Genomic DNA, 22823 nt, shown 5'->3' with positions numbered 1-22823 from the left:
GCCTTGTGTCGCGATAGGGCCGCAAAGCGGCCCCAGATTCTTCAGGCCAACTCTTCGGCCTGATCCTCACGCACAACCTTCCTCACCTCATCCAGCCGGCTGATGAACTTCCAGTCCGCCTCGTCGATGTAGATGCCGTTCGGCCCGCTGCCACCTTCCAGGTCGATCGCCACGTGCGCCGATACCTGTGGCTTCACACTCGCCAGAATCGGTACGAAGCCCAGCTGCAAGCTGGTCTCCAGCAGTGCCGCCTGGTTGCGCTCGTCGATATCCGCTGCTTCGTCCAGGTAGTACGGCAGGCGAATGCGCCCGGCCAGGTCACGGTCCATCAGGTGCAGCAACAAGTACATGTTGGTCAGCGCCTTGATGGTCATGGTGGTGCCGTTGGACGCGGCGCCGTCGATGTCGGCGTGGATCACCGGCTGGCCATTGACCTTGGTGATCTCGAAGGCCAGTTCGAACAGGTCCTTGAGGCCCAGCTGGTTGTGGTTGGCCGCCACCAGCCGTGCCAGGTACTCCTTGGCCTCTTCGTTCTTGTGGTCCTGGTCGGAGTTCTGCGTCAGGTCGAACACCGACAGTGTTTCGCCTTCCTCGTACTGGCCGGCGCTGTGGATGATCTGGTCGATGTGCTTGAGCGCTTCCTTGTTCGGTGCCAGCACCACGCGGAAGCTCTGCAGGTTGGACACCTGGCGTTTGTTGATCTCGCGGTTGAACAGCGCCAGTTGGTGCTCGAGGCTGTCGTAGTCGCTACGGATGTTGCGCAGGGTCCGGGCGATGTCGGTGACTGCGGCGCGGCGCGCCTTGGCCAAGGTCAGGGCCTCATCGGTGCGGTGCGCGTAGGCGTTGACCAGCAGTTGCAGGCGGCGCTCCATGTCGTCTTCGCTGTCGAACTTGGCCACGCCCTTGAGGCGCACCTGGGCGTACAGCGCCTCGATCTGGTTGTCCACCCGCTGCAAGCCCTGCCAGCTGTCCTGGTAGTCGTTGAGCATCGGCAGCAGGTTGTCCATCGAGTCGTCGACCGCTTCCATGAACGGCGTGCCGTAAGGCAGGTCGGCTGGCAGCAGCTGGCGGCGGCGCAGGGCGTCTTCAAGGGTGCGCTGCTTGGACTCCAGGTCGCCGAGCTGGCGGCCGACCAGTTGCAGCTTGGCCGACAGTTGCTGGACGCGCTCGGTGAAGGCATCGCTGGAGCGTTTGAGCTCGTCCTGGGCCGCTTCCAGTTGTGACAAGTGCTCCAGTTTCTCGGGTTCTTCGGCCGCCAGCGTTTCGCTGCGACGGAAGTCTTCCAGCGCCTTCTGCGCATCCAGTACGGCCTGGTACAAGGTTTCCGTCTGCGCCTTGGAGGCGGAGCGGTCGGCGGCCACGGCCTGCTGGGTCTTGAGCTGCTTGAGCTCGCGCTCCAGGCGGTCCTTCTGGTCGCGCAGGGCGGCGCGGTCGGCCAGCGCCTGCAGGGCCGGTGGGTCGATGTGCGAGATATCGATGGAAAGGCCCGGAGCCTCGAAGCGCTCGCCTTTGAAGCCATCGAGCACCGCTTCCAGCGACTTCACCCACAGGTCGCTGTCGTCCAGTTCGATGCCGCGCTCGCCCAGCGGCAGGCTGAACAGCGCGCCGTTGAACAGGCGCATCAGGCGGTCGACGTCCTGCTGCGAGAACTCCTCGCGCAGGCGGGCATAGCTGTTGTTGTCGGCGTGGTCGAGCTGCTGCTTGACCTGCTTGACGCGTTTTTCCAGGTCGCGTACGCGCTCGTCCAGGTCTTCGGCAGAGAACTGCCGCGACTGGGCCAGGGCGCCCGCCAGTTCGTCGTGGGCATCTTTGGCGGCCAGCAACTGCTGCTCCAGGACCTTGACGTCATCGACCAGGGCGAAGCGGCGCTTGAGTACCGACAGCTCGCCGAGCCAGCGCTGGATGCCGGTGATCTCGCGCTCCAGCCGCATCAGTTCTTGGGTGCCTCCGCGTTGGTCGTTCTGCAGCCGGTCCTGTTCGCCACGGTAGTGCTCGGACTGGATGACCAGCTCTTCCTTGCGCGCCATGGCGTATTCCTGCCAGGTGCCCAGCAGGTTGTCGAGCAGGGGCGAGAGGCGGTGCAGCTTGCCGCGCAGAATGTCGCGCTGGGCAACGCCACCGGCGAGGGCTTCGACCAGCGGGCCGGCGGCGACCAGGGCGTTGTAGTCCTGCTCCATGCGGCGCACGTCGCGGAAGGCTTCTTCGCAGGCCGCGATGTAGTCGACGCTGCCCGAGCGCAGGCTGTGCTCGAAGGCGTCGAGGAACAGCTGCTTGAGCTTGGCTGCGGTGATCTCGCGCATGTGCAGCAGGTTGATGAACAACGCGCGGAAGGTTTTCAGGCTTTGCTCGCTGGTCGAGCGCAGCGGGATCATGGTCAGGTCCAGCGGCACCGAGGTGTGGCCGCCGACCAGCAGCCGACGCAGCTCGTCGGGCTTGAGCTCGTAGGCCTTCAGGCCCAGGCGCTCGAGGTTGGTGAACAGCTCTTTCTGACGCAGGCAGGTGTCGTTCTTCTGGTAATGGGCCAGGTCCAGTTCGCCCTTGTAGGCGAAGAACTGGTGGCCGAAACCGCCGCCCGGGCCGCGGCCGACCACGCCGATCACGTGCGGGCCGTGGGGCAGGTTCAGTTCGCAGAGGATGTACGAGGTGTCGCTGGCGAAGTAGAAGCGACGCGACTGCTCCAGGCTGTACTTGCCGAAGCTCATGTCGGACATGCGCGCCAGGATCGGGAACTGCAGGGCGTTGATCGAGGCCGATTTACCCAGGTTGTTGGCGCCGTATACCGACAGCGGGTGCTCCAGCGGGAACAGGCCAAGGCTGTAGCCGGCGGTGTTGAGCAAAGCGAAGCGGCGGATGCCGTAGCGTTCCTGGCTCATGCGTCAATCTCCTGTTGCTCTTCGCGGATGGCCCGGGCCAGGGCGTCCTCTTCGCTCTCGTCGCCTTCGAATGGCGACAGGTCGAGCGGGTCGTCGGTGCGGTTGAGTTGCTCCGGGCTTTCTTCCTCGGCCAGTACCGGGGTCGGCAAAGGCAGGTCGCTGTGCAGGGTGGCGGCCAGGTCGCGGTCCTGCTGCACCGACAGGCAGACGTCGAGGAAGCGGTGCATCGGCGGCAGGAAGCGGTAGATACCACCTTCCTCGAAGGCGAAGCCGAGCTGGGTCATGCGCCGCAGGATTTTTTCTTCCAGCTCTTCGACGGTTTGCACTTCGGCCTGCAGGAACAGGTCGCGGTACTTTTCCAGCAGCGATGGCAGTTCGTCGCGGCCAATGCTGCCGCCGTCGAGCACGGCCATGGGGTCGCGGCCCTGGTCGGCCAGGTGCTCGACCAGGATGAAGGTGAACAGCGACAGGCGCTGGGCGGTCTTGTTGACCTGCGCGGCGGCAAGCTCGGGCACGAAGTAATAGAAACCACGGGTGTCGCACACCAATTCGAAGCCCAGGGCCTTGAACAGGGTGCGGTACTGGTCCTGGAAGTTCGACAGTTGAGCGTACAGCTCGGGGTCACGGCGGCTGACGTGGAAACCTTTGAACAGCTCGCGGAAGATCGGTGCGAGCTGGGACAGTTCGGAAAGATCAAGATGCATTGGCTGGGCTCGCGTTGGATTCGGCAGTCGTTCTGGCGACGTCTTCACGGCTGGACGTCAGGGCGAACGAGCGCAGGCTGACCAGGTGTTCGTGGGTGGTGTAGTCGCGGCGTTCGAGGCGCTCGCGCTGGAAGCGCTTCTCGCGCGACAGGCGCGAGAACCAGTACAGCAGTTCGTCGGTGGCGCCGTCGGGCTCCTGCTCCAGCAGCCAGACCATCAGGTCGGGCAGCGGCAGGGCCTGCTCGCAGCGTTCGAGCATTTCCTTGACCGTGCGTGGCGCGCGCGGCAACGGGTCTTTGTCGGTCTTGTGCGCCTTGGGGAAGCGCGCAGGCTTGGGCTCGAAACGGGCCAAAGCGTAGACATAGGCCTCGACCTGGCTGGCGCTGCCGAGGAAGGTGCTCTGCGGCCGGGTGAACATCGGCATGGCCGCTTGCGGCACGGCATCGATGCCCTTGCGGCGGATCACCGACAGCGCCAGGGCGGCGCCACGGGTCACGGCGTTGTGCCGGCGCGCTTCTTCGCGCAGTGGCAGCAGCAGTTCCCGGGCGTGGCGCAGGGTCAGCTGGGCGCTGGTCTGCATTTCCAGGATGCGCGCGTGGGTACGCAGCAGCATGTCGTCGTCGACCAGGTGGCCCAGGCGCGCCTGCTCGCCCAGCAGGCGCAGGAGCACGGTTTCGACCTTGCGCACGCCCTGTTCGAAGGCGCCGTCGGCGTTGACCAGCTGGATCATCGGCTCGACGTACTCGTCCCAGGTTGCGAGGACTTCAGCGTAGCGCTGGCGCAGCGGGATCTGGCGGTTGCTGGTCTTGGCCCGCTCGGCCACGGCCACCAGGGCCTGCTCGTCGTTGTCGAGCTTCTTCAGCACATCGCGCACGCGCATGTCGAGCAGGCGCAACTGGCGCGCCAGGTCGTCGCTGTCGCGGTTGTCGAAAGCATCCTGGATGTGCCCGGCAAGGCGTTCCAGGTGGCGCAGGTAGGCTTCGATCTCCAGGCACAGGCCCAAGCGGTGTTCGCGGCGTAGGTAGGCGAGGAAGTCGTGGATCTGGGCGTTGAGCTCGAAGCGGTTCGGGCTCTTGGCCACCGGCACCAGGATATCCAGGCGGATCCACACGTCGAGCAGCTGGGTGATGTCCTGCGGGGTACTCTCGACCTGCTGGCGGGCCACATGCTGACGCAGTTCGACCAGGCTCAGGGTGCCCTGGTCGAAACGTTCGCACAGCGGCTCGATCAGGGCCCAGTGTTCGGCTAGGGCGCGCAGGACGCGCTTGGGTTCGATCATGGCTTCGACTCGTTGCCAAGAAAAAGGGGGCGATTGTACTGCATACGGGGGGGAGGATTTCACCCCTTGGTCTGTAATGAGAAATGGCCTTTGTTTATTTGTGTGTATGGCGGGAGGGCTTTGGCGCCTGGGAGACCGAGCGCCGCCCGGGCGGCGCTTGGTCTCCCAGGCGCTGCAAAAACCCCGCCGTACGCGTTACAATGCCCGATTGATATAACCCCCCCGGATACCCGCCTCGTGCTGACCGAACCCCGTCGCCGCGCCTACCTTTCCGCCATGCAAGTGGTGCACTGGCTGCCGCGCGCCGAACTGCCGTTCGCCGCACCGTCGCGCCCGGAACTGTTGTTGCCGGTGGCGCCGGTCGAAGACCTCGACTTCGACGTCAAGCCAGCGCCCGCCGCCAACGAAGCCCCTGCCGCCCCCCAGGCGCGCAGCGGCGAACGCCCGAAAATCGAGATTCCGCGCCCAGGCAGCAGCCCCAAGCCTGCCGCCAAGCCCGTCGAAGCCGAAGAGCCAGCCCCCGCACCGCGCCCGGTGCCGGTGCCGCCACCGCGCTTCTCGTTGCAACTGCTGCGCGCCGGCAGCTGCCTGCTGCTGGTGGAACTGGCCACCGGCCAGCCGTTCCAGAGCCGCGACCCGTCCTACTTGTTGCTCAAGGACATGCTGCGCGCCGCCGGCCTGCCCGATGCCCCACAGATCATCGGTGAGCCGGTGCGCTGGCCGCTGCTGGTGCGCGGCAACATGGACCAAGGCCCGGACGCTGCACGCGATTTCGTCCAGGGGTTCATCCAGGCCCGCCTGGAAGAGGCACCCTGCACCTGCTTGTGGTTGATCGGCCTGCCCGCGCTGCGCTTTGCCGGCAATACCGACGCGCACACCTACTACCAAACACTGAAGCTTGAGGGCCTGGGCGATGCCTGGGCCTTGCCGGGCCTTGAACTGTTGATGGACGAGCCGCAGCGCAAGGCGGACGTCTGGCAAGCCATGCGCCAGCTGATGGCGCGCTGGAAGAGCGTTGAATGAGTGACTCGATCAGTTTCCGCCCGATGACCGAGGCGGATCTGGATGCCGTGCTTAAGATCGAATATGCCGCGTTCAGCCATCCCTGGACCCGCGGAATCTTTCAGGATGCGCTCAAGTCCTACGAAGTGTGGCTGATGTTCGACGGCCAGCAGCAGGTCGGCCATGGCGTGATCAATGTGATCATCGACGAGGCGCACCTGCTCAACATTACCGTCAAACCCGAGAACCAAGGTTTCGGCCTGGGCCTGCGTCTGCTTGAGCACCTGATGGCGCGGGCCTACCAGCTCAATGGCCGCGAATGCTTCCTGGAAGTGCGCGCCAGCAACCAGTCGGCCTATCGGTTGTACGAGCGCTACGGGTTCAACGAAATCGGCCGCCGCCGTGACTACTACCCGATGGCCGGCGGCCGTGAAGATGCCCTGGTGATGGCCTGCACCCTGTTCGAGGAGTGACCCCTCGAGTGCAGGCCTTGTCACACAGGTACAACCTGATGAGGCAAGACCATGCACGACCTGCAGGAACTGATCGACAACAATGCACGCTGGGCCGATGCCATCACCCAGCGTGACCCCGATTTCTTCGCCAAACTGGCCCGTCAGCAAACCCCCGAGTTCCTCTGGATCGGTTGCTCCGACGCCCGCGTGCCGGCCAATGAAATCGTCGGCATGCTGCCTGGCGACCTGTTCGTCCACCGCAATGTCGCCAACGTGGTGCTGCACACCGACCTGAACTGCCTGTCGGTGATCCAGTACGCCGTCGAAGTGCTCAAGGTCAAACACATCCTGGTCACCGGCCACTACGGTTGCGGCGGCGTGCGCGCTGCCATGCAGGACCGCCAGCTCGGCCTGATCGACGGCTGGCTGCGTTCGATCCGCGACCTGTACTACGAAAAGCGCGGCGAACTGGCCAAGCTGGAAACCGAAGAGGCGCAGGTCGATCGCCTGTGCGAGCTGAACGTCATCCAGCAGGTCGCCAACGTGGCCCACACCAGCATCGTGCAGAACGCCTGGCATCGCGGGCAGGAGCTGTCGGTGCATGGTTGCATCTATGGCATCAAGGACGGGCGTTGGAAGAGCCTGGACACCACCATCAGCGGCTTTGCCCAACTGCCACCGCAGTATCGGTTGCGGGCGTTGGAGTAGGCGGTGTGTTGCCCTGCGTTTCTGCTTACATAACTTGAAACAGGGTGTTCGATCTCGTTGAGCAGGGGAGTGGGGATGACAGGCGCGAAGTGGCTGCTGATGGCGATGGGCATGTGGGTGGTTAGTGTCGCGCACGCCGATGACCGTGACCTGTGGATGTTCGCCCAATGGGCCGGCGATCATCAAACACGCCCCTTCCGCGAAATGCTGGTGGATGCCCGGCTGTATGGGGTGGTGCCGATCCATCAACTGCTTCGCTCGGCCTCTGACTGGAAGCTGTGCCGGGCATCCCCCTTCGCCGTGCCACCTGCCAGCCAATGGCCTGCGGTGCGCTCGACGCTGGCATTGCTCAACACCCTCGACGACCAGGGCATCCTACGCCAGTTCGAAGTGGTCTCGGCCTACCGCGACCCCAGCCTCAACCGATGTGCGGGCGGTGCCGTGGGTAGCGCCCATACCCGCGCATTCGCCGTCGATATCCTGTTGCCGGCCTGGGCCGACCCCAACCCACTGTGCAGTTTCTGGCAACAACACGGCCATGCCTGGAACATGGGCCTGGGCCGTTATCCGTCAGGTCGCATCCACATCGACACCGCCGGCTATCGCACCTGGGGTGGCGATGGCAGTGCGGGCTCGTCGTTTTGCACCAGGCCCAGGTGAACCAGGCACGCCTCGCATTCATCGATCACCCACTCGGCAAAACGCTGGCGCTTGCCGCCATCGTCCAGCGGCTGCGGGCTGAGCAGGTGATAGGCAGAGCCGTCGCGCAAGAAGCCGAAGGGGGCCTGCAGTTGGTCACTGTCGAGCTCGTCGCGCACCATCAGCGCTGAGCCCATGGCCAGGCCCAGGCCTGCACTGGCGGCCTGGATCGACAGGTAGAAATGCTCATAGTCGCTGCGCTCGGTGTGCCTGGCCCGTTGCGTGCTCAGGCGCAGCCAGGTGGGCCAGGCGCTGGGCCGCGTGCGGCTGTGCAGCAGGCGTTGACCATCCAGGCTGGTGACGGCGCCGGGGCGGCACACTGGGCCGATCCATTCGTCGCAGATCTTGCGGTGATGGAGTTGGCGGTCCCAAAGGAAGTCATCGCGGCGCAGCGCCAGGTCGACGCCGCTGCGCGTAAAGTCCACTGGCCCACCGGCGGCTACCAGATGCAGCTGCAGGTCGGGGTGGGCGGCGTTGAAGCGGGGCAGGCGCGGGATCAGCCAGCGCATGGCGATGGTGGGCTCGCAGGAGAGTACCAGCACATTGTCGCTGGCCTGCTGTTGCAGGCGCTGCACGGCGCCTTCGAGCTGTTCGAACATGGCCTGGGTGGTGCCCTGCAGGGCGCGGCCGGCGGCAGTGAGGAAAATGGCCCGGTTGCGGCGCTCGAACAATTCGACGCCAAGGCTTGCTTCGAGCAGGCGTACCTGACGGCTGACCGCGCCATGGGTGACGTGCAGGCGCTCGGCGGCGCGCACGAAGCTTTCGGTTTCGGCGGCGATGTCGAAGTAGCGCAAAGCGTTGAGGGGCGGCAGTTTCATGCTGTGCTGTCTGTGAGAAAAACTAGCGGATAACCGCCACTATAAATCGATTTTTCCCAGTTAATAAGCCCAGGATAATCGGCGCGTCTGTGCATTTCCATCGCCTATCGAGACCCGCCAATGACCGAACTCATCGCCGTAGCCCTGTTCACCGTCCTCGCCGTCATCAGCCCTGGCGCTGACTTCGCCATGGTCACCCGCAGCAGTTATGCACAGGGCCGCAAGGCCGGGCTGGCGGCTGCGGTGGGGATTGCATTGGGCGTACAGGTGCATGTGCTGTACACCGTACTGGGCATTGCGGTGATCATCAGCCAGAGCCCGACGCTGTTCCTGTGCATGAAGGTGGTGGGCGCGGGTTACCTGGTCTACCTGGGCTACAAATCGCTGACCAACACCGCGCGCATCAGCCTGGACGGTATCGACCGGCACACTGGCGCCAGCCTTGCGGCCGCGCTGCGCACCGGCTTCCTCACCAATGCCTTGAACCCCAAGACCATGCTCTTCGTCATCAGCGCCTATACACAAGTGGTGCAGCCGGGCAGCCCGTTGGCACTGGACTTCGCCTACGGCGCGTTCATGTCTTTTGCCCACTGGCTGTGGTTCAGTCTGGTGGCCGTGTTTTTCTCCAGCACGGCGTTGCGCAAGGCGATGATCGAGCGACAGCGGCTGGTGGACCGGGTGATCGGGCTGGCATTGATCGGCCTGGGCTTGGCGGTGGCAGTCACAGGTGTGCGTTGATGTGACGATTGCAAGTTGGGGTGCTGGCCATATAGGCCGCGCCCAAACAGCTCAGGCTGTGCTTTTTCGCAGGCAAAGAAAAAGGGCTTACCTTTCGGTAAGCCCTTTATCATGTTTGGTGGCTACACAGGGACTTGAACCCCGGACCCCAGCATTATGAATGCTATGCTCTAACCAACTGAGCTATGTAGCCAATGGCGCGCATTATTCCCTTGTGATGCCCCTCTGTCAACACTCATTTCAAAAAAATTTGCACGCTTTCAAAAACTTAGCCGCCAGGGCAGGCCTCAGCGCACGATCAGCCAGTGGCCGAGCACGCCCTGCAGCTGCAATTGCTGGGTGCTGGCCAGTGCGGCAAGGCTTTCGGCAGGGCGGTCGAGGCTGAAGTCGCCGCTCACGCGTCGATGGGCGGCCTGCTCGTCGAGCATCCACAGGCGTTGCCCCTGGTACCCCGCCAGGCGCTCCAACACCTGCCCCAGCGGCATGTCGGTGGCTCGCAGGCGGCCGTTGCGCCAACTGTCGGCGGTCTTCATGTCGGCTTTTTGTACAGGGTCGATCCGTGTGGCATCGAATGTCACCCGTTCGCCGGCAGAGACCAGGCGCTGTTCGCCACCCTGGACCACCATCGCCTTGCCACTGAGCACCACCAGTTCGTTGTGGTCGGCAAAGCGGGCAATTTGCAGGCGGGTACCGAATACCTGGATGCGCGCATCGCCCACGTCCACTTCCATGGCGCGGCCATCGAGCAGTACTTCGAGGTAGACCTGGCCTTGTACCAGGTGCAACTGGCGGGTACGCCCGCGCAGGTCGACGTTCATCGCGCTGGCGCTGTCCAGGTGCACGGTCGAGCCGTCGGCCAGGCGCAGGCTGCGGCGTTCGCCAACGTCGGTGTGCATTTCGCTGCCCAGGCGTTGCATCAGCGGCCAGTACAGGTAGGCCAAGGCGCCCAGCACCAGTAGAAACACCAGCGCCAGCCATTTGCCCAGGTGGCTGCGGCGCGCCGTTAGCTGCCGGGGTTGCGGGCGAGCCGGTGCGGGTTGCAGCTGTTGCCAGAAGGTTTCCAGCTCAGCGTAAGCCTGGGCGTTTTGCGGCTCCTGGCACCAGGCGGCGAACACCTGGCGTTCGCCTTCGTCACACCCGGGCTGACGCAAACGGGAGAACCACTCCAGGGCTTCCTGCTGCGGGTCGGGCTGGGATTGTTTGGCGGGCATCGGGCTCATGGGATCGGTCTGCTCACGATAGGGGCCGTTTCGCCCAACGATGACAGGGGAATGAGTCGAGGATGCTAAATATATTGAGAACCATTTACAAGTACGTCTCGACGGAGGGATAAAAAAGGTAGCTATGTATCTATTTGTTTCCTGATAATCGGATCCCAAATCTGCGGACGGAGATTCAGGCACATGGCCACCAGTAGCACCTCCACGGCTTCCACCAGCGCAGCGGCGAACCCTGCCAACCCCCTGGTGATGCGCATCATCGGTTTCTGCGCCCTGGCGCACCTGATCAATGACCTGATCCAGTCGGTGCTGCCAGCCATCTACCCGATGCTCAAAGCCAACTACGACCTGAGCTTCGCCCAGATCGGCATGATCACCCTGACCTTCCAGATCACTGCCTCGCTGCTGCAGCCTTGGGTGGGCTTCTTTACCGACCGTCGGCCTGCGCCGAACCTGCTGCCGCTGGGCACCTTGTGCACACTGGTGGGCATCGTCATGCTGGCCTTTGTCGGCAGTTTCCCGATGATCCTGCTGGCCTCGGCGCTGGTCGGCATCGGCTCGTCCACCTTCCACCCAGAGACTTCGCGCATTGCACGGTTGGCCTCGGGTGGGCGCTTTGGCCTGGCCCAGTCGACCTTCCAGGTGGGCGGTAACACCGGCTCGGCGCTGGGGCCGCTGTTGGCGGCGGCCATCGTCATCCCGTTCGGGCAGACGCACGTCGCCTGGTTCGGCCTGGCGGGGCTGTTCTTCTTCGCCGTGACCCTGATGCTGCGGGGCTGGTACAAGGAGCACCTGAACCAGGCCAAGGCGCGCAAGGCCGTGCAGGCCACCCATGGCATCTCGCGCAAGCGGGTGATCGCGGCGCTGATCGTGCTGGGCCTGCTGGTATTCTCGAAGTACTTCTACATGGCCAGCTTCACCAGCTACTTCACCTTCTACCTGATCGAGAAGTTCGACGTTTCGGTGGCCAGCTCGCAATTGCACCTGTTCCTGTTCCTGGGCGCGGTGGCGGCGGGTACGTTCTTTGGCGGGCCGATCGGTGACCGTATCGGGCGCAAGGCGGTGATCTGGTTCTCCATCCTGGGGGTCACCCCCTTCACCCTCGCGCTGCCGTATGCCGACCTGTTCTGGACCACGGTGCTGAGCGTGGTGATCGGCTTCATCCTGGCATCGGCGTTTTCCGCCATCGTGGTGTATGCACAGGAACTGGTGCCGGGCAGCGTGGGCATGATTGCCGGGATCTTCTTCGGTTTGATGTTCGGCTTCGGTGGGATTGGCGCCGCGCTGCTTGGCTATGTCGCGGACCTGCGCGGTATCGAGTATGTGTATGGGGTGTGCTCGTTCCTGCCGTTGTTCGGGTTGTTGGCGGTGTTTTTGCCTAGTACGCGTAAGCGCTGAGGCGTTTGGGGCTGCTGCGCAGCCCATCGCGACGCAAGGCCGCTCCTACAGGGATTGCGAGCGGCCCTTGGATTGACGGTTCCACCTGGCTTGGCCTAGAGTGCCGCCTCTTTTCTCCAACCTGCGTAGTCAAAGCAATGCGCCGTAACCCGTCCCTGCCAAATGCTCGCCAGCCTGCACTGCAGGCACTGCGTCGTGCGTGGCCGAGTGACACGGTGCTCAAGCGTCGGCGCAGCGTGCTGTTTGCCTTCACCTTCTCGCCACACCTTGCCCTGAACTGATCTGCGCTTTTGCGTCGTCCGCCGCCCTGGCGTGCGCGCTCGTGTTTGCTCGTCTTTTCGGTTTGCAAGGAGTGGTAAATGAACATGCGTTTGCTGGCGGGCCTGTTGTTCGCCGTGTCGGTGGTGGGCTTCAGCCTGGGGGCCAGCCTGCCGTTGGTGTCGTTGCGCCTGCATGAGGCCGGCGCAGGCACCCTGGAAATCGGCATCATCTCAGCCATCCCCGCAGCGGGGATGATGCTCTCGGCGTTCATGGTCGACGCCTGCTGCCGCTTGCTGACCCGGCGGACGATCTACCTGCTGTGCTTCAGCCTGTGCACCGTCAGCATCGCCTTGCTGGAGTCGGCCTTCGACTCGATCTGGCTGCTGGCGCTGCTGCGTCTGGGCCTGGGCATCGGCATGGGGGTTGCCATCATTCTGGGCGAGTCCTGGGTCAACGAGCTGTGCCCCGAGCACAATCGCGGCAAGATCATGGCCCTGTACGCCACCAGCTTTACCGGTTTCCAGGTACTCGGCCCGGCGATGCTGGCCGTGCTGGGGGCCAACAGCCCATGGATCACCGGCGTGGTCACCGCCTGCTATGGCCTGGCCCTGCTGTGCATCGTGCTGACGGTGCCCAACGACTATGTGGAGCATGAAGAAGGCGAAAAGAGCTTTGGCCTGGCCGGCTTCTTCCGCGTGGCGCCAGCCTTGTGCGTGGCGGTGCTGTTCTTCTCCTTCTTCGATGCCGTGGTGCTGTCGCTGCTGCCGGTATATGCCACCAGCCATGGCTTTGCCGTAGGCGTGGCGGCGCTGATGGTGACGGTGGTGTTTGCCGGCGACATGCTGTTCCAGCTGCCATTGGGCTGGTTGGCCGACCGGGTCGAGCGCACCGGCCTGCACCTGGTGTGCGGCCTGGTGGCGATGCTGATCGGCATCGGCCTGCCGTGGTTGCTGCAGATGACCTGGTTGCTGTGGCCACTGCTGGTGGTGCTGGGCGCTGTGGCGGGGGGCATCTACACTTTGGCACTGGTGCTGATCGGGCAGCGCTTCAAAGGGCAGGACCTGGTCACGGCCAATGCCAGTGTCGGCCTGCTATGGGGAGTGGGTAGCCTGGTCGGGCCGCTGGTCAGCGGCGCGGCGATGGATGTGGCGCCGCACGGGTTGCCGATGGCGCTGGCGCTGATGGCGGGGCTGTTTGTCTGCTTTGCCCGGCAGTCGTACCGGCGGGCAGGGCGGTTGCGCGCAGTGGCGGACTGATCACAGGTTTTTTCAGGCGGCGCCGATGCTCACCCAGTAACGCGTGCGGTAGTCGACCCGCACCGGCAGGCTGCGGGCTAGCAGTTGCAGAATCTGCTCGGTGTCGGCCAGTTGGTAAGTGCCGGAGACCTTGAGGTTTGCCACGTCGTCAGCACAGCGCAGCAGGCCCGGGCGGTAGCGCGAGAGTTCGGCGGTAAATTCCCCCAGCGGCATCTGTTGCACGCTGAGCACGCCGTCGGTCCAGCCCCAAGGGTCGCTGTGCAGGCTGACGGCCTGCAAGTTGCCGTTGGCCTGCACTTGCAGCGTTTCGCCGGCATGCACCAAGCGTGCGTGGGCAGAGGCGGGGAACAACGTCACCTCGCCACCGCGTACTGCCAGCAGCAAGCCCTTGTCGTTTTCGCGTAGCAGCAGTTGCCCGTCGCGGGTGCCCAGGGTGCCAACGCGGGTATCGATGCGGAAAGGGCGGTTGTCGTTGGCGTTGCTGTCCAGGCTCACCTCGCCCCGTAGCAGCTCAAGCTGACGTTGTTCGGCGCTGTAGCGCAGTCCGATGGCGCTGTCGGTGTTGAGCTGGATGCGGCTGCCATCGCTGCCGTGCAATTGCCGGCGTTCGCCCGTGGCGGTGCTGCTGTCGGCCAGTAGCTGCGGCAGGCCCAACGGTTCGCGCGCGGCCCAGCCCAGGCTGCCGCCGGCGGCCAGCAGCGCCAGCAGTTTGAGGTGGTCACGGCGGCTGCTGCGCTGGCGTTGGCTGGCGTCGAGGGTGCTGCGGCTCAGGGCCTTGGGCAGCCCGGCCAATTCGTCGCTGAGGTTGCTGACGCGCTGCCAGGCCTTGGGATTGTGCGGATGGCTGGCCAGCCATTGCTGGAATTGCCGCTCGGTGCGCGGGCTGGGGTTGTCGAAGCGCAGCTTCACCAGCCAGTCGATGGCCTGGTCGACCTGGGCCTGTGCGGGCGCGCCGTCAGAGGTCGACATAACGCAACCGGTAGCAGACACCCAGGGCCTTGGCCAGGTCGCGCTCGATCGTCGCGCGGGACACGTCGAGTTGCACGGCGATCTGCGTGATGCTCAGCCCGTCGATCTGGGCCAGCAGAAAGGCCTGACGTGTACGCGGCTTCAGCGTGTGCAGGGCGCGGTCGAGGCGCTCCAGGGTATCGAGAATGACCAGCCGGTGTTCTTCGCTGGGCACCTCGGCTTCGGGCAGCAGGGCCAGGCTTTCGTGGTAGGCCCGCTCCAGGGCGCGGCGGCGGAATTGGTCGATCATCAGGCCGCGGGCGATGGCGCTCAGGTAGGCGCGGGGTTCCTTTAGCGGCGAAGCCTGGCGGGCGCGCAACAGCCGCACGAAGGTATCCTGGGCGAGGTCGGCGGCATGCTCGTGGCAGCCGACCCGGCTGCGCAGCCAGCCGCTGAGCCAGGCGTGGTGGGACTGATAGAGCAGAGCAACCTCGGTCGGCTTGAGCGTGTCGGTGGTCTGCATCGTAGCGAAGGCCTGATCCGGTGAGCGTGCGTGATTGTGAATAGTTCTCAATTCTATGCGCGGATCGCGGCGCGGATCAATGGTATGCCAGGAATTAGCCGCGCAAGATCCGGCGTTTCACCGATGAACGGTTGGGCTAAGCTGGGCCTGTCATCGACCTGTTGGAGGCGCAATGATTCTGGCTGACCTTTCGCCCGAAGCTTACCGCGAGGCCAGCCGACACCTGGCCGCATCGGACCCGGACTGGGCACGGCACATTGCCGCGATCGGGCCGTGCCTGCACCAGGCAACGCCCGGGCGCGAGCCTTATGAGGCGCTGGTACGGGCAATTGCCTACCAGCAGTTGCATGCCCGCGCCGCCGAGTCGATTCTGGGAAGGCTGTTGGCGCTGTTCCCCGAGGGCAGTTTTCCTGCCCCGGAGCAATTGCTGGCTGTGACACCTGAAGCGATGCGCGCATGCGGCTTCTCGGCGAGCAAGACGGCCACCGTGCAGGGTATTGCCCAAGCTCGGCTCGAGGGTTTGGTGCCCAGCCGCCAGGAGGCGCTGGCCATGGCTGACGAGGTGTTGATCGAACGCCTTGTGGCCCTGCGTGGGGTAGGGCGCTGGACGGTGGAGATGTTGCTGATTTACAGCCTTGAGCGCTCGGACATTCTGCCGGTCGACGACTTCGCGGTACGCGAGGGGTATCGTCGACTGAAGGGGCTGGAGAAAGCACCGACGCCGGCGCAGATGCGCTCGCTGGGCGGTGGCTGGTGCCCGTACCGGACCGTGGCAGCCTGGTACCTGTGGCGGGCCTGATGTTTTTGCATTGGCGGTACAGGCGAGACAGACAAGAGGTAACCCGCGATGAAACCCTACACCACCCCCGAGCAGCGCTGGCAAGCCGTGCAGGCCCGTGACAGCGCCGCCGCCGGCCACTTCGTCTATGCCGTACGCACCACGGGTATCTACTGCCGACCAGGGTGCAAGTCGCGCATGGCCAAGCGCGAGAACATCGCGTTCTACAACGATACCGCCGCCGCCGAAACCGCCGGCTACCGCGCCTGCAAGCGTTGCGCGGGTGACAGCGGTGCCAGTGCAACCCGGCGCAGCGAGCTGGTGACGCGTGCCTGCCGCCTGATCGAGGGCGCTGCCAGCGGGCCAAACCTGGACCAGCTCAGCGCGCAGCTCGCGGTCAGTCCCTTTCACCTGCACCGCCTGTTCAAGGCCGAAACCGGCCTCACTCCCAAGGCCTATGCCTCGGCGTTTCGCGCCCGACGCTTGCGTGAGCACCTGGAACAGGATCAGCGCTCGGTGACCGATGCCATCTACGACGCTGGCTACAACTCCAACAGCCGGTTCTACGAAAGTGCCGGGCAGCGCCTGGGCATGCGGCCCAAGGCCTACCGTGCCGGCGGGGCAGGGGCGACCATTCGTTTTGCGCTGGGCCAGTGTTCGCTGGGGGCGATCCTGGTGGCCCAGAGCGAGAAGGGTATCTGCGCGATTCTGCTGGGCGATGACCCCGAGCTACTGTTGCAGGCCTTGCAGGACCAGTTCCCCAACGCTCGGCTGATCGGCGGTGATAGCCAATACGAGCGGGTGGTCGCCGAGGTGGTGGGCTTTGTGGAAGCCCCCGCGCTGGGCCTTGCGCTGCCGTTGGATATCCAAGGCACGGCATTTCAGGAGCGGGTCTGGCAGGCCTTGCGTGAGGTACCTGCCGGCTGTCGGGTCAGCTACACCGACATCGCCGAGCGTATCGGCGCACCCAGGGCGGTCCGCGCCGTGGCCATGGCCTGCGCGGCCAACCGCATTGCCGTGGCCATTCCTTGCCATCGGGTGGTACGTCGCGACGGCGACATCAGCGGCTATCGCTGGGGGGTGGAGCGCAAGCAGCAACTGCTCAAGCGAGAAACGGCACTCTCCTGATCGCGTGAAGCCGCGTAGAATCCCCCGCCAAATCGAAATGCATAGAGGATTGTTCGATGAGGCGTGTCAGCCTTGCCCGTTATTGCCTAGGCGTATTGGCCCTGATGCTGGCGTTGGCCACTCCGGCCTGGTCCGCTCCGACCCCGCCAGCCTCCAGCCTGGCGGCTGCCGAGTTGCCGGTGCTCGACGAGAACGCGAGCCTTGAACAGTTGAGTGATCGACTCGACCTGATCCGCCAGGGCGTGACCAGCAGCGCCAATGACGATGTGCTTTCGCAACTGCGCCAGGCTGCCATACAGGTTCAGCGGCAGGCCGATGCCCTTGGTGCGCTGCGTACTGCCGATGTGCAAGGCCTGGACGACAAGCTCAAGGTGCTGGGCCCGAAGCAGCCGGATGAGCCTGCCAGCATCACCCTTCAGCGCAAGGACCTCGAAGCGCAGAAAAAGACCGTGCTGGCCGAGCAGGAGCAGGCCACCAAGCTGACCCAGTCGGCCCGGGACCTGTCCACGCAGATCGTCAACCTGCGCCGCAGCCAGTTCAACTCGCAGGTCACCAGCCGCGCCACCAGCCCGCTGACCCCCGCGTTCTGGCAGTCGCTGATCCGCCCCACCGATGAAGACGTGGCACGCCTGCGCGACCTGCGTGGCGAGGCGGCCGATGCCGTGGCCAGTGCGTTCAGTGCCGAACATCGCTGGTTTTTCCTCAGCAGCCTGGTGGCGGCCATCCTGGTGTGGACGCTGGTTCGTCGGCTGCTTGAGCGCTTGCTGGCAGATGCGATGATCCGTTGGCTGCCCGAAGGCCGCCTGCGCCGCAGCGCCTTGGCCTTGAGCGTCAGCCTGGCGACGCTGGGCACCATCGCCGGTTCCGTGTCGCTGCTGCGCTGGGGCCTGGAAAGCAGCGCCGAGCTGGGCACGGATATCGCCAGCCTGGCTAACCACATCCTTACTCTGGTGGTGTTCAGCGCCTTCATTTCAGGCCTGGGCCGCGCCATGTTGATGCTGCAGCGCCCGTCCTGGCGCCTGCCACCGATCCACGATGAGGTGGCCAGCGCCCTGGGCTGGTTCCCTAAACTGCTGGCCCTGGCGTTGATGGTGCTGCTGACCCAGGAGCGCATCAACAGCGTGATCGGTACCAGCCTGGCGCTGACCGTGGCGACCAACGGCCTGACTGCGCTGGTGGTGGCGGTGATTTTCTCGGTGGCCTTGCTGCGCTACCGCCGCACCTTGCGCAAGCATGAGCTGGAACGCCCGACTGGCCTGGCGGGGCTGATCCCCTTCGTCATCGTGGTATGGGTGGGGCTGATCGTACTGGCCCTGTTGGCCGGTTTCCTGACCCTGGCGTACTTCCTTACGGCAAAGTTGCTGTGGATCAGCGTGGTGGCGACCTGTGCCTACCTGCTGACCACCTTCCTCGGTGACCTGTGCGAAACCCTGCTGTCGCCCCGCCAACCGGGCGGCCTGGCCCTGGCATCGACATTGGGCCTGGCTCCGCGCCATCAGGCCCAGGCCAGCACCATTTTGGCTGGCATCGGCCGTACCGTGCTGCTGTTCCTGGCGGTACTGCTGGCCTTCACGCCTTCGGGCACCAGCCCCGGTGAGTTGCTGCTCAGCCTGGGGGATTGGGATGGCACCGGTGGCAAGATGCTCGGCAACTTGAACATCGTGCCGCAAGATATCCTGCTGGCCGTGGCGATGTTCTTCGGCGGCATGTTCGGCATCCGTGTGCTCAAGCGCTGGTTGAGCGAGCGCCTGCTGCCGGAAACCGACATGGACGCCGGCATGCGTGCCTCGCTGGTGACCCTGGTGGGGTACCTGGGCTTCCTGTTCCTGGCCATGCTGGTGATGTCGACCCTGCGTATCAACCTGACCAGCCTGACCTGGGTGGTGAGTGCGTTGTCGGTGGGTATCGGTTTTGGTCTGCAGCAGATCGTGCAGAACTTCATCTCGGGTCTGATCCTGCTTACCGAGCGCCCGGTAAAGGTGGGTGACTGGGTCAGCCTGGCCGGTGTCGAGGGTGACATCCGCCGCATCAACGTGCGCGCCACCGAGATACAGATGTCTGACCGCTCGACGGTGATCGTGCCCAACTCGCAGTTCATTTCGCAGAACGTGCGCAACGTGACCATGGGCAATGCCCTTGGGGTGGTCAGCGTGACCCTGACCTTGCCGCTGGAAACCGATGCCAACCGCGTGCGCGACCTGCTGCTGGCGGCGTATCACGAGCACGAAGCGATACTGGATGCACCCGCGAGTTCGGTGTCGTTCAAGGACCTGACGAGCAGTGGCATGGTGATTGCGGTCAGTGGTTACGTGGCCGGGCCGCGGCAGGTGTCCGGCACCCGCAGTGACCTGCTGTTCACCATTCTTGGGCGGTTGCGTGATGAGGGGATCCCCTTGTCTTCGCCGCAGAGCATGGTGTTGCTGCAGGAAGGTTCGCGCCCGGCCGACGAGCCGACGTGAGTATGGGGGGCGCTCAGCGCCCCCCGCTTCAATGCTCCTGAGGAGGCTTCAGCGCCAGTGCTTCTGCCTTGCCAGCAGCTTCCTCACTCGGTCGTTATTCCTGATGGCATTGTCTTCCAGCGCTTTCATCCCGGCACAGGACCATTTCATTCAGCGCCTTGGCCATTTGCAGGTTATGCACGGTGTTCACCAACATCCCGATGCCAGGCTCGCCAGCATTGCCGCAGATGTATTCGTCCAGCGTGTCAGGAGCTGATGCCCATTCCCTCTCACAGGTTTGGGTGGCAGCTGTACGCGGGGTGAGAGACCGGTGATCCAGGAAACCGGCCAGGACGAATCCTGCCCGCGCACAGCTACCGCTGAGGTTGCAGCTAGATCAACACGGGCTCTCACACCCGGTCGCCGAATTTGACGACTCAGGAAAATTAGCCCTGATGCTGATCATCAACAACAGAGAAACGGCAGCGCAGCGCGTAGGATAATTCCCAAACGAGTTGAAGCTGAAGCAATTGGTTTCAGATTGAGAAAAGTCTTACGTCTGATGTGCCATGGCGAGGGCTTTGCCGTCGAAAGGGCCGCAATGCGGCCCCAGCGATATCAGCCCAGGCACCGTGTCACATGCTTCACCGACAGATACCCCGACAACCCCCAAGGCCCGAGCTCTCGCCCAATGCCGCTGCCCTTGGTGCCGCCCCACGACGTTTCGACGAACACCGCCTGCACCGAGTTGATCCACACATGGCCAACTTCCAGGGCATCGGCCACCCGCTCTGCGCGTTCCAGGTCCGCTGAACAAACGGTGGCGACCAGGCCGAAGCGGCTGTCGTTGGCTTCGGCAATTGCCTGCGCTTCGGTGGCGAAGCGGCGTGCGCACAGCACCGGGCCAAAAATTTCTTCAGTCCACAGGCGGCTGTCTGCCGGCACGTCCACATACAACGTCGGGCTGACAAACCAGCCGTCACGGTCCAGCGCCTTGCCACCGGCCAGGCACTGCAGACCCTCTTCGCGTGCAGTGGCAAAGTAGCTGGCAACCTTCAGCCACTGCGCTTGGCTGGTCAGTGGCCCCATGTCCACTTCTTCGCTCAACGGGTTGCCCACCCGCAGGTTCTCCAGTGCAGCCTGCAAACGCGGCAGCAGTGCCTCGGCAATGCCGTCCTGCACCAGCAAGCGCGAGGTGGCCGAGCACATTTGCCCGGCGTTCCAGCTGATGCCGGCGACAATCCATTCCACCGCCTGCTCGACATCGCAATCATCGAACACCACGATCGCCGACTTGCCGCCCAGCTCCAGGGTCACCGGCCGGCACTGCGCCGAAGCGCTGCGCATCACCTGGCTACCGACGCTGTTGCTGCCGGTGAACGACAACTTGTCCAGGCCATTGTGGCCACTCAGCGCGGCGCCGGTTTCGGCCTTGCCGTTGACGATGTTCAGCACACCTGCGGGCAGGCCCAGGGTATCGGCGATCTGGCCGTAAGTCTGCTCGATCAGCGGGGTAACCTCCGAGGGCTTGAGCACCACGGTGCAGCCTGCGGCCAAGGCCGGGGCAAGCTTCCAGGCGCTGGTCACCAGCGGGAAGTTCCACGGCACGATCAGGCCGACCACGCCAACCGGCTCCAGACGGGTGCGGGCAGTAAAGCCAGGCGCGGCCAGAGGTACGTCGCAGTTTTTCTGCGGCAACTGCTCAGCCAGCTCGGCGTAGTAATTGAACGTGGCAATCGCGTCGTCCAGGTCGATTTCGGCCTCGTGGCGCGGCTTGCCGTTGTTGCGCATCTGCAGGGTGATCAACGCTTCACGGCGCTGCCCGAGCTGCTCGGCAAAGCCGCGCAGGTACGCAGCACGCTGGCCGGTGCTGGTCTGCTTCCAGGCGTGCAGGGCCTCGCGGGCGGCAGCCACGGCTTGGTCGACCTGGGCGACGCTGGCGGCCATCAATTCGGCGAAGGGCAGGCCCAGGGCAGGGTCATTGACGCTGATGCAGTCGCTGCCTTGGCCTTCGACCCAGCGGCCGGCGATGTAGTGAGAAGTGGTCATGGGCAGACTCCAGTCAGGCTATTTCGGCAGTGATTAGCGGCGCATGCGGGGTGCGTTTGCAGCGCACCCAGCGCGGGCCATCAGGCCCATACACGCCAGCAGGTTCAGGGAACAGGTTGAGCAGCACGAGGTAAAGTACCCCGGCCAGCCCCAGGGTTACCGGCAGGCTCAGGTCGATGCCGCCGGCCAGGTCGCCCAGCGGGCCGACGAACTGCCCCGGCAGGTTGACGAAGCACAGGCCGACCGCCGCGCTGGGGATCCACGCCCCCATGCCGCGCCAGTTCCAGCCGTGCGTGAACCAGTAATGGCCGCCGCGCTGGCCACGGGTGAATACCTGCAGGTCATCGGCATGGTAGAAGCCGCGGCGGGTGATCAGGCCGAGGATCATGATCACCATCCAGGGGCTGGTGCAGGTGATGATCAGCACGGCGAAGGTCGACACGCTCTGCACCAGGTTGAAGGTGAAGCGGCCAATGAAGATGAAACCGATCGCCAGCACGCCGATCAGCAAGGTGGCGCCGGCACGGCTGAGCAGGCGCGGGAACACGCTGGACATGTCCAGGCCGGTGCCATACAGCGCGGTGGTGCCGGTGGACATGCCGCCGATCACCGCGATCAGGCACACCGGCAGGAAGAACCAGCTAGGCGAGACCGCCAGCAGGCCGCCGACGTAGTTGTTGGCCGCGATGTAGTCCGGTGCCTGGCTGGCGACCAGGGTGGCGGTGCACAGGCCGAACAGGAAGGGGATCAGCGTCGCGGCCTGGGCGGCGATCACGGCCAGCATGATGCGCGGCTTGGGGGTTGCCCGCGGGATGTAGCGCGACCAGTCGCCGAGGAAGGCACCGAACGAGACCGGGTTGCTCATGGCCAGGATCGCCGCGCCGACGAAGGCGGCCCAGAAACCCGCCTGGCCGAGGTTGACGCTGCCGGCGTAGCCCGCATCGAAGGGACCGGCGAAGGCGACGATGCCTAGCAGAAACAGCAGGCTCGACGCCCACACGGCAATCTTGTTGACCCACAGCATGAAGCGGAAGCCGAAGATGCACACCACCAGTACCAGCACCGCGAACAGGCCATAGGCCAGGCCCAGGGTCAAGTCGGTTTCCGGCAAGCCGGCCAAGCGCTTGGCACCGCCGACCAGGGCATCGCCCGAGCTCCACACCGACAGCGAGAAGAACGCCACGGCGGTGAGCAACGACAGGAACGAGCCGACGATACGCCCGTGCACGCCGAAGTGCGCGCCCGAAGACACCGCGTTGTTGGTGCCGTTGAGCGCACCGAACAGGCCCATGGGGGCGAGGATGATGGCGCCGATGCCGACCCCGAGCAAAATTGCCCAGACCCCGGCCTGGAACGACAGCCCGAACAGCACCGGGAAACTGCCCAGCACGGCAGTGGCAAAGGTATTGGCACCGCCGAAGATCAGGCGGAACAGGTCTAGCGGGGCGGCGTGGCGTTGATCGTCGGGGATCTGTTCGACACCGTTGGTCTCGATACCGGTCGATTGGCTCATGGTGATGCTCCAGCGCGGTTGTTGTTGGCCGGCGC

Annotated in this window: 20 protein-coding genes and 1 tRNA gene; 11 read left to right on the top strand and 10 right to left on the bottom strand. The window is 64.6% G+C overall.

Going from position 1 to position 22823, the window contains the following annotated elements; all coding sequences use genetic code 11:
• Positions 1-41: 41 nt before the first annotated feature.
• From mksF to mksB, 3 genes are read right to left on the bottom strand one after another with little or no spacing between them, the layout of a single operon-like run.
• The gene (gene mksF / locus HU766_RS21135; RefSeq protein ID WP_186660311.1) at positions 42-2873 is read right to left on the bottom strand and encodes an Mks condensin complex protein MksF; all 2832 of its coding nucleotides are present in this window, start codon (positions 2871-2873) and stop codon (positions 42-44) included.
• Positions 2870-3577, bottom strand: a complete 708-nt coding sequence (gene mksE / locus HU766_RS21130) for an Mks condensin complex protein MksE (RefSeq protein ID WP_033701368.1) — start codon at positions 3575-3577, stop codon at positions 2870-2872. The genes mksF and mksE overlap by 4 nt, the downstream gene beginning before the upstream one ends.
• Positions 3567-4856 (bottom strand): Mks condensin complex protein MksB, encoded by a 1290-nt coding sequence (mksB, locus tag HU766_RS21125; protein WP_033701367.1) that lies wholly within the window; start codon positions 4854-4856, stop codon positions 3567-3569. The genes mksE and mksB overlap by 11 nt, the downstream gene beginning before the upstream one ends.
• Before the next feature lie 237 nt (positions 4857-5093).
• Between mksB and HU766_RS21120 the strand changes: the two genes are divergently transcribed.
• From HU766_RS21120 to HU766_RS21105, 4 genes are all read left to right on the top strand, one after another.
• Positions 5094-5879, top strand: coding sequence for an energy transducer TonB (locus HU766_RS21120; RefSeq protein WP_186660309.1), 786 nt, complete (start codon positions 5094-5096; stop codon positions 5877-5879).
• On the top strand, positions 5876-6331 hold the full coding sequence (gene rimI / locus HU766_RS21115; protein WP_186660307.1) for a ribosomal protein S18-alanine N-acetyltransferase: 456 nt from the start codon (positions 5876-5878) through the stop codon (positions 6329-6331). The genes HU766_RS21120 and rimI overlap by 4 nt, the downstream gene beginning before the upstream one ends.
• Before the next feature lie 51 nt (positions 6332-6382).
• Entirely contained in the window at positions 6383-7021 is a 639-nt protein-coding gene (gene can, locus HU766_RS21110) for a carbonate dehydratase (protein WP_033701363.1), read from the top strand.
• 75 nt (positions 7022-7096) lie between these two features.
• Positions 7097-7681 carry a D-Ala-D-Ala carboxypeptidase family metallohydrolase gene (locus HU766_RS21105; RefSeq protein ID WP_186660305.1) on the top strand — a complete coding sequence of 195 codons (585 nt, stop codon included), beginning with the start codon at positions 7097-7099 and terminating at the stop codon, positions 7679-7681.
• Here HU766_RS21105 and HU766_RS21100 read toward each other — a convergent pair.
• Positions 7621-8538: a LysR substrate-binding domain-containing protein gene (locus HU766_RS21100; protein WP_186660303.1), complete on the bottom strand. Its 918-nt coding sequence runs from the start codon at positions 8536-8538 to the stop codon at positions 7621-7623. The genes HU766_RS21105 and HU766_RS21100 overlap by 61 nt on opposite strands.
• Before the next feature lie 120 nt (positions 8539-8658).
• On the opposite strand from HU766_RS21100, the gene HU766_RS21095 reads away from it, so the two are divergent.
• Positions 8659-9276 (top strand): LysE family translocator, encoded by a 618-nt coding sequence (locus tag HU766_RS21095; RefSeq protein ID WP_033701361.1) that lies wholly within the window; start codon positions 8659-8661, stop codon positions 9274-9276.
• Positions 9277-9392: 116 nt separating this feature from the next.
• Here the strand turns inward: HU766_RS21095 and HU766_RS21090 are convergent.
• Both HU766_RS21090 and HU766_RS21085 read right to left on the bottom strand, forming a co-directional pair.
• Positions 9393-9469: transfer RNA gene (locus HU766_RS21090), tRNA-Met, on the bottom strand.
• Positions 9470-9563: 94 nt separating this feature from the next.
• Positions 9564-10487, bottom strand: coding sequence for a FecR domain-containing protein (locus HU766_RS21085; protein ID WP_186660301.1), 924 nt, complete (start codon positions 10485-10487; stop codon positions 9564-9566).
• A gap of 192 nt (positions 10488-10679) precedes the next feature.
• Between HU766_RS21085 and HU766_RS21080 the strand changes: the two genes are divergently transcribed.
• From HU766_RS21080 to HU766_RS21070, 3 genes are all read left to right on the top strand, one after another.
• Positions 10680-11894: an MFS transporter gene (locus tag HU766_RS21080; RefSeq protein WP_033701358.1), complete on the top strand. Its 1215-nt coding sequence runs from the start codon at positions 10680-10682 to the stop codon at positions 11892-11894.
• 137 nt (positions 11895-12031) lie between these two features.
• Positions 12032-12175 (top strand): hypothetical protein, encoded by a 144-nt coding sequence (locus HU766_RS21075; protein ID WP_167334465.1) that lies wholly within the window; start codon positions 12032-12034, stop codon positions 12173-12175.
• A 78-nt stretch (positions 12176-12253) separates the two neighbouring features.
• Complete coding sequence (locus tag HU766_RS21070) at positions 12254-13411, top strand: MFS transporter (RefSeq protein ID WP_033701357.1); 1158 nt, start codon at positions 12254-12256, stop codon at positions 13409-13411.
• 12 nt (positions 13412-13423) lie between these two features.
• On the opposite strand, the gene HU766_RS21065 is transcribed toward HU766_RS21070, so the two are convergent.
• Together HU766_RS21065 and HU766_RS21060 are read right to left on the bottom strand one after the other, a co-directional pair.
• Positions 13424-14380 carry a FecR domain-containing protein gene (locus HU766_RS21065; RefSeq protein WP_186660299.1) on the bottom strand — a complete coding sequence of 319 codons (957 nt, stop codon included), beginning with the start codon at positions 14378-14380 and terminating at the stop codon, positions 13424-13426.
• Positions 14367-14882, bottom strand: coding sequence for a sigma-70 family RNA polymerase sigma factor (locus HU766_RS21060; protein WP_186660297.1), 516 nt, complete (start codon positions 14880-14882; stop codon positions 14367-14369). Before HU766_RS21060 ends, HU766_RS21065 begins: the two co-directional genes overlap by 14 nt.
• A gap of 172 nt (positions 14883-15054) precedes the next feature.
• Between HU766_RS21060 and HU766_RS21055 the strand changes: the two genes are divergently transcribed.
• The 3 genes from HU766_RS21055 to HU766_RS21045 are packed head-to-tail and all read left to right on the top strand — an operon-like array spanning position 15055 to position 19247.
• Positions 15055-15681: a DNA-3-methyladenine glycosylase gene (locus tag HU766_RS21055; RefSeq protein WP_156310551.1), complete on the top strand. Its 627-nt coding sequence runs from the start codon at positions 15055-15057 to the stop codon at positions 15679-15681.
• Positions 15682-15729: 48 nt separating this feature from the next.
• Positions 15730-16788, top strand: coding sequence for a bifunctional DNA-binding transcriptional regulator/O6-methylguanine-DNA methyltransferase Ada (gene ada, locus HU766_RS21050; protein WP_186660295.1), 1059 nt, complete (start codon positions 15730-15732; stop codon positions 16786-16788).
• Positions 16789-16844: 56 nt separating this feature from the next.
• Positions 16845-19247: a DUF3772 domain-containing protein gene (locus tag HU766_RS21045; RefSeq protein ID WP_186660293.1), complete on the top strand. Its 2403-nt coding sequence runs from the start codon at positions 16845-16847 to the stop codon at positions 19245-19247.
• Positions 19248-19844: 597 nt separating this feature from the next.
• On the opposite strand, the gene HU766_RS21040 is transcribed toward HU766_RS21045, so the two are convergent.
• The gene (locus tag HU766_RS21040; protein WP_186660290.1) at positions 19845-21275 is read right to left on the bottom strand and encodes an aldehyde dehydrogenase family protein; all 1431 of its coding nucleotides are present in this window, start codon (positions 21273-21275) and stop codon (positions 19845-19847) included.
• 13 nt (positions 21276-21288) lie between these two features.
• Complete coding sequence (locus tag HU766_RS21035; protein WP_186660288.1) at positions 21289-22788, bottom strand: cytosine permease; 1500 nt, start codon at positions 22786-22788, stop codon at positions 21289-21291.
• Positions 22789-22823: the final 35 nt, after the last annotated feature.

Origin of the sequence: Pseudomonas sp. SWRI77 (genome assembly GCF_014269105.1) — a bacterium.
Lineage (GTDB): Bacteria > Pseudomonadota > Gammaproteobacteria > Pseudomonadales > Pseudomonadaceae > Aquipseudomonas > Aquipseudomonas capeferrum.
This window is presented reverse-complemented; position numbering and strand designations above follow the sequence as displayed.

What these genes read in the sequence shown, in the direction of transcription:
- mksF (WP_186660311.1), bottom strand. Translation starts at nt 2,873, where the DNA reads ATGAGCCAGGAACGCTACGGCATCCGCCGCTTCGCTTTGCTCAACACC.
- mksE (WP_033701368.1), bottom strand. Translation starts at nt 3,577, where the DNA reads ATGCATCTTGATCTTTCCGAACTGTCCCAGCTCGCACCGATCTTCCGC.
- mksB (WP_033701367.1), bottom strand. Translation starts at nt 4,856, where the DNA reads ATGATCGAACCCAAGCGCGTCCTGCGCGCCCTAGCCGAACACTGGGCC.
- rimI (WP_186660307.1), top strand. Translation starts at nt 5,876, where the DNA reads ATGAGTGACTCGATCAGTTTCCGCCCGATGACCGAGGCGGATCTGGAT.
- can (WP_033701363.1), top strand. Translation starts at nt 6,383, where the DNA reads ATGCACGACCTGCAGGAACTGATCGACAACAATGCACGCTGGGCCGAT.
- HU766_RS21105 (WP_186660305.1), top strand. Translation starts at nt 7,097, where the DNA reads ATGACAGGCGCGAAGTGGCTGCTGATGGCGATGGGCATGTGGGTGGTT.
- HU766_RS21100 (WP_186660303.1), bottom strand. Translation starts at nt 8,538, where the DNA reads ATGAAACTGCCGCCCCTCAACGCTTTGCGCTACTTCGACATCGCCGCC.
- HU766_RS21095 (WP_033701361.1), top strand. Translation starts at nt 8,659, where the DNA reads ATGACCGAACTCATCGCCGTAGCCCTGTTCACCGTCCTCGCCGTCATC.
- HU766_RS21085 (WP_186660301.1), bottom strand. Translation starts at nt 10,487, where the DNA reads ATGCCCGCCAAACAATCCCAGCCCGACCCGCAGCAGGAAGCCCTGGAG.
- HU766_RS21080 (WP_033701358.1), top strand. Translation starts at nt 10,680, where the DNA reads ATGGCCACCAGTAGCACCTCCACGGCTTCCACCAGCGCAGCGGCGAAC.
- HU766_RS21075 (WP_167334465.1), top strand. Translation starts at nt 12,032, where the DNA reads ATGCGCCGTAACCCGTCCCTGCCAAATGCTCGCCAGCCTGCACTGCAG.
- HU766_RS21070 (WP_033701357.1), top strand. Translation starts at nt 12,254, where the DNA reads ATGAACATGCGTTTGCTGGCGGGCCTGTTGTTCGCCGTGTCGGTGGTG.
- HU766_RS21065 (WP_186660299.1), bottom strand. Translation starts at nt 14,380, where the DNA reads ATGTCGACCTCTGACGGCGCGCCCGCACAGGCCCAGGTCGACCAGGCC.
- HU766_RS21060 (WP_186660297.1), bottom strand. Translation starts at nt 14,882, where the DNA reads ATGCAGACCACCGACACGCTCAAGCCGACCGAGGTTGCTCTGCTCTAT.
- HU766_RS21055 (WP_156310551.1), top strand. Translation starts at nt 15,055, where the DNA reads ATGATTCTGGCTGACCTTTCGCCCGAAGCTTACCGCGAGGCCAGCCGA.
- ada (WP_186660295.1), top strand. Translation starts at nt 15,730, where the DNA reads ATGAAACCCTACACCACCCCCGAGCAGCGCTGGCAAGCCGTGCAGGCC.
- HU766_RS21045 (WP_186660293.1), top strand. Translation starts at nt 16,845, where the DNA reads ATGAGGCGTGTCAGCCTTGCCCGTTATTGCCTAGGCGTATTGGCCCTG.
- HU766_RS21040 (WP_186660290.1), bottom strand. Translation starts at nt 21,275, where the DNA reads ATGACCACTTCTCACTACATCGCCGGCCGCTGGGTCGAAGGCCAAGGC.
- HU766_RS21035 (WP_186660288.1), bottom strand. Translation starts at nt 22,788, where the DNA reads ATGAGCCAATCGACCGGTATCGAGACCAACGGTGTCGAACAGATCCCC.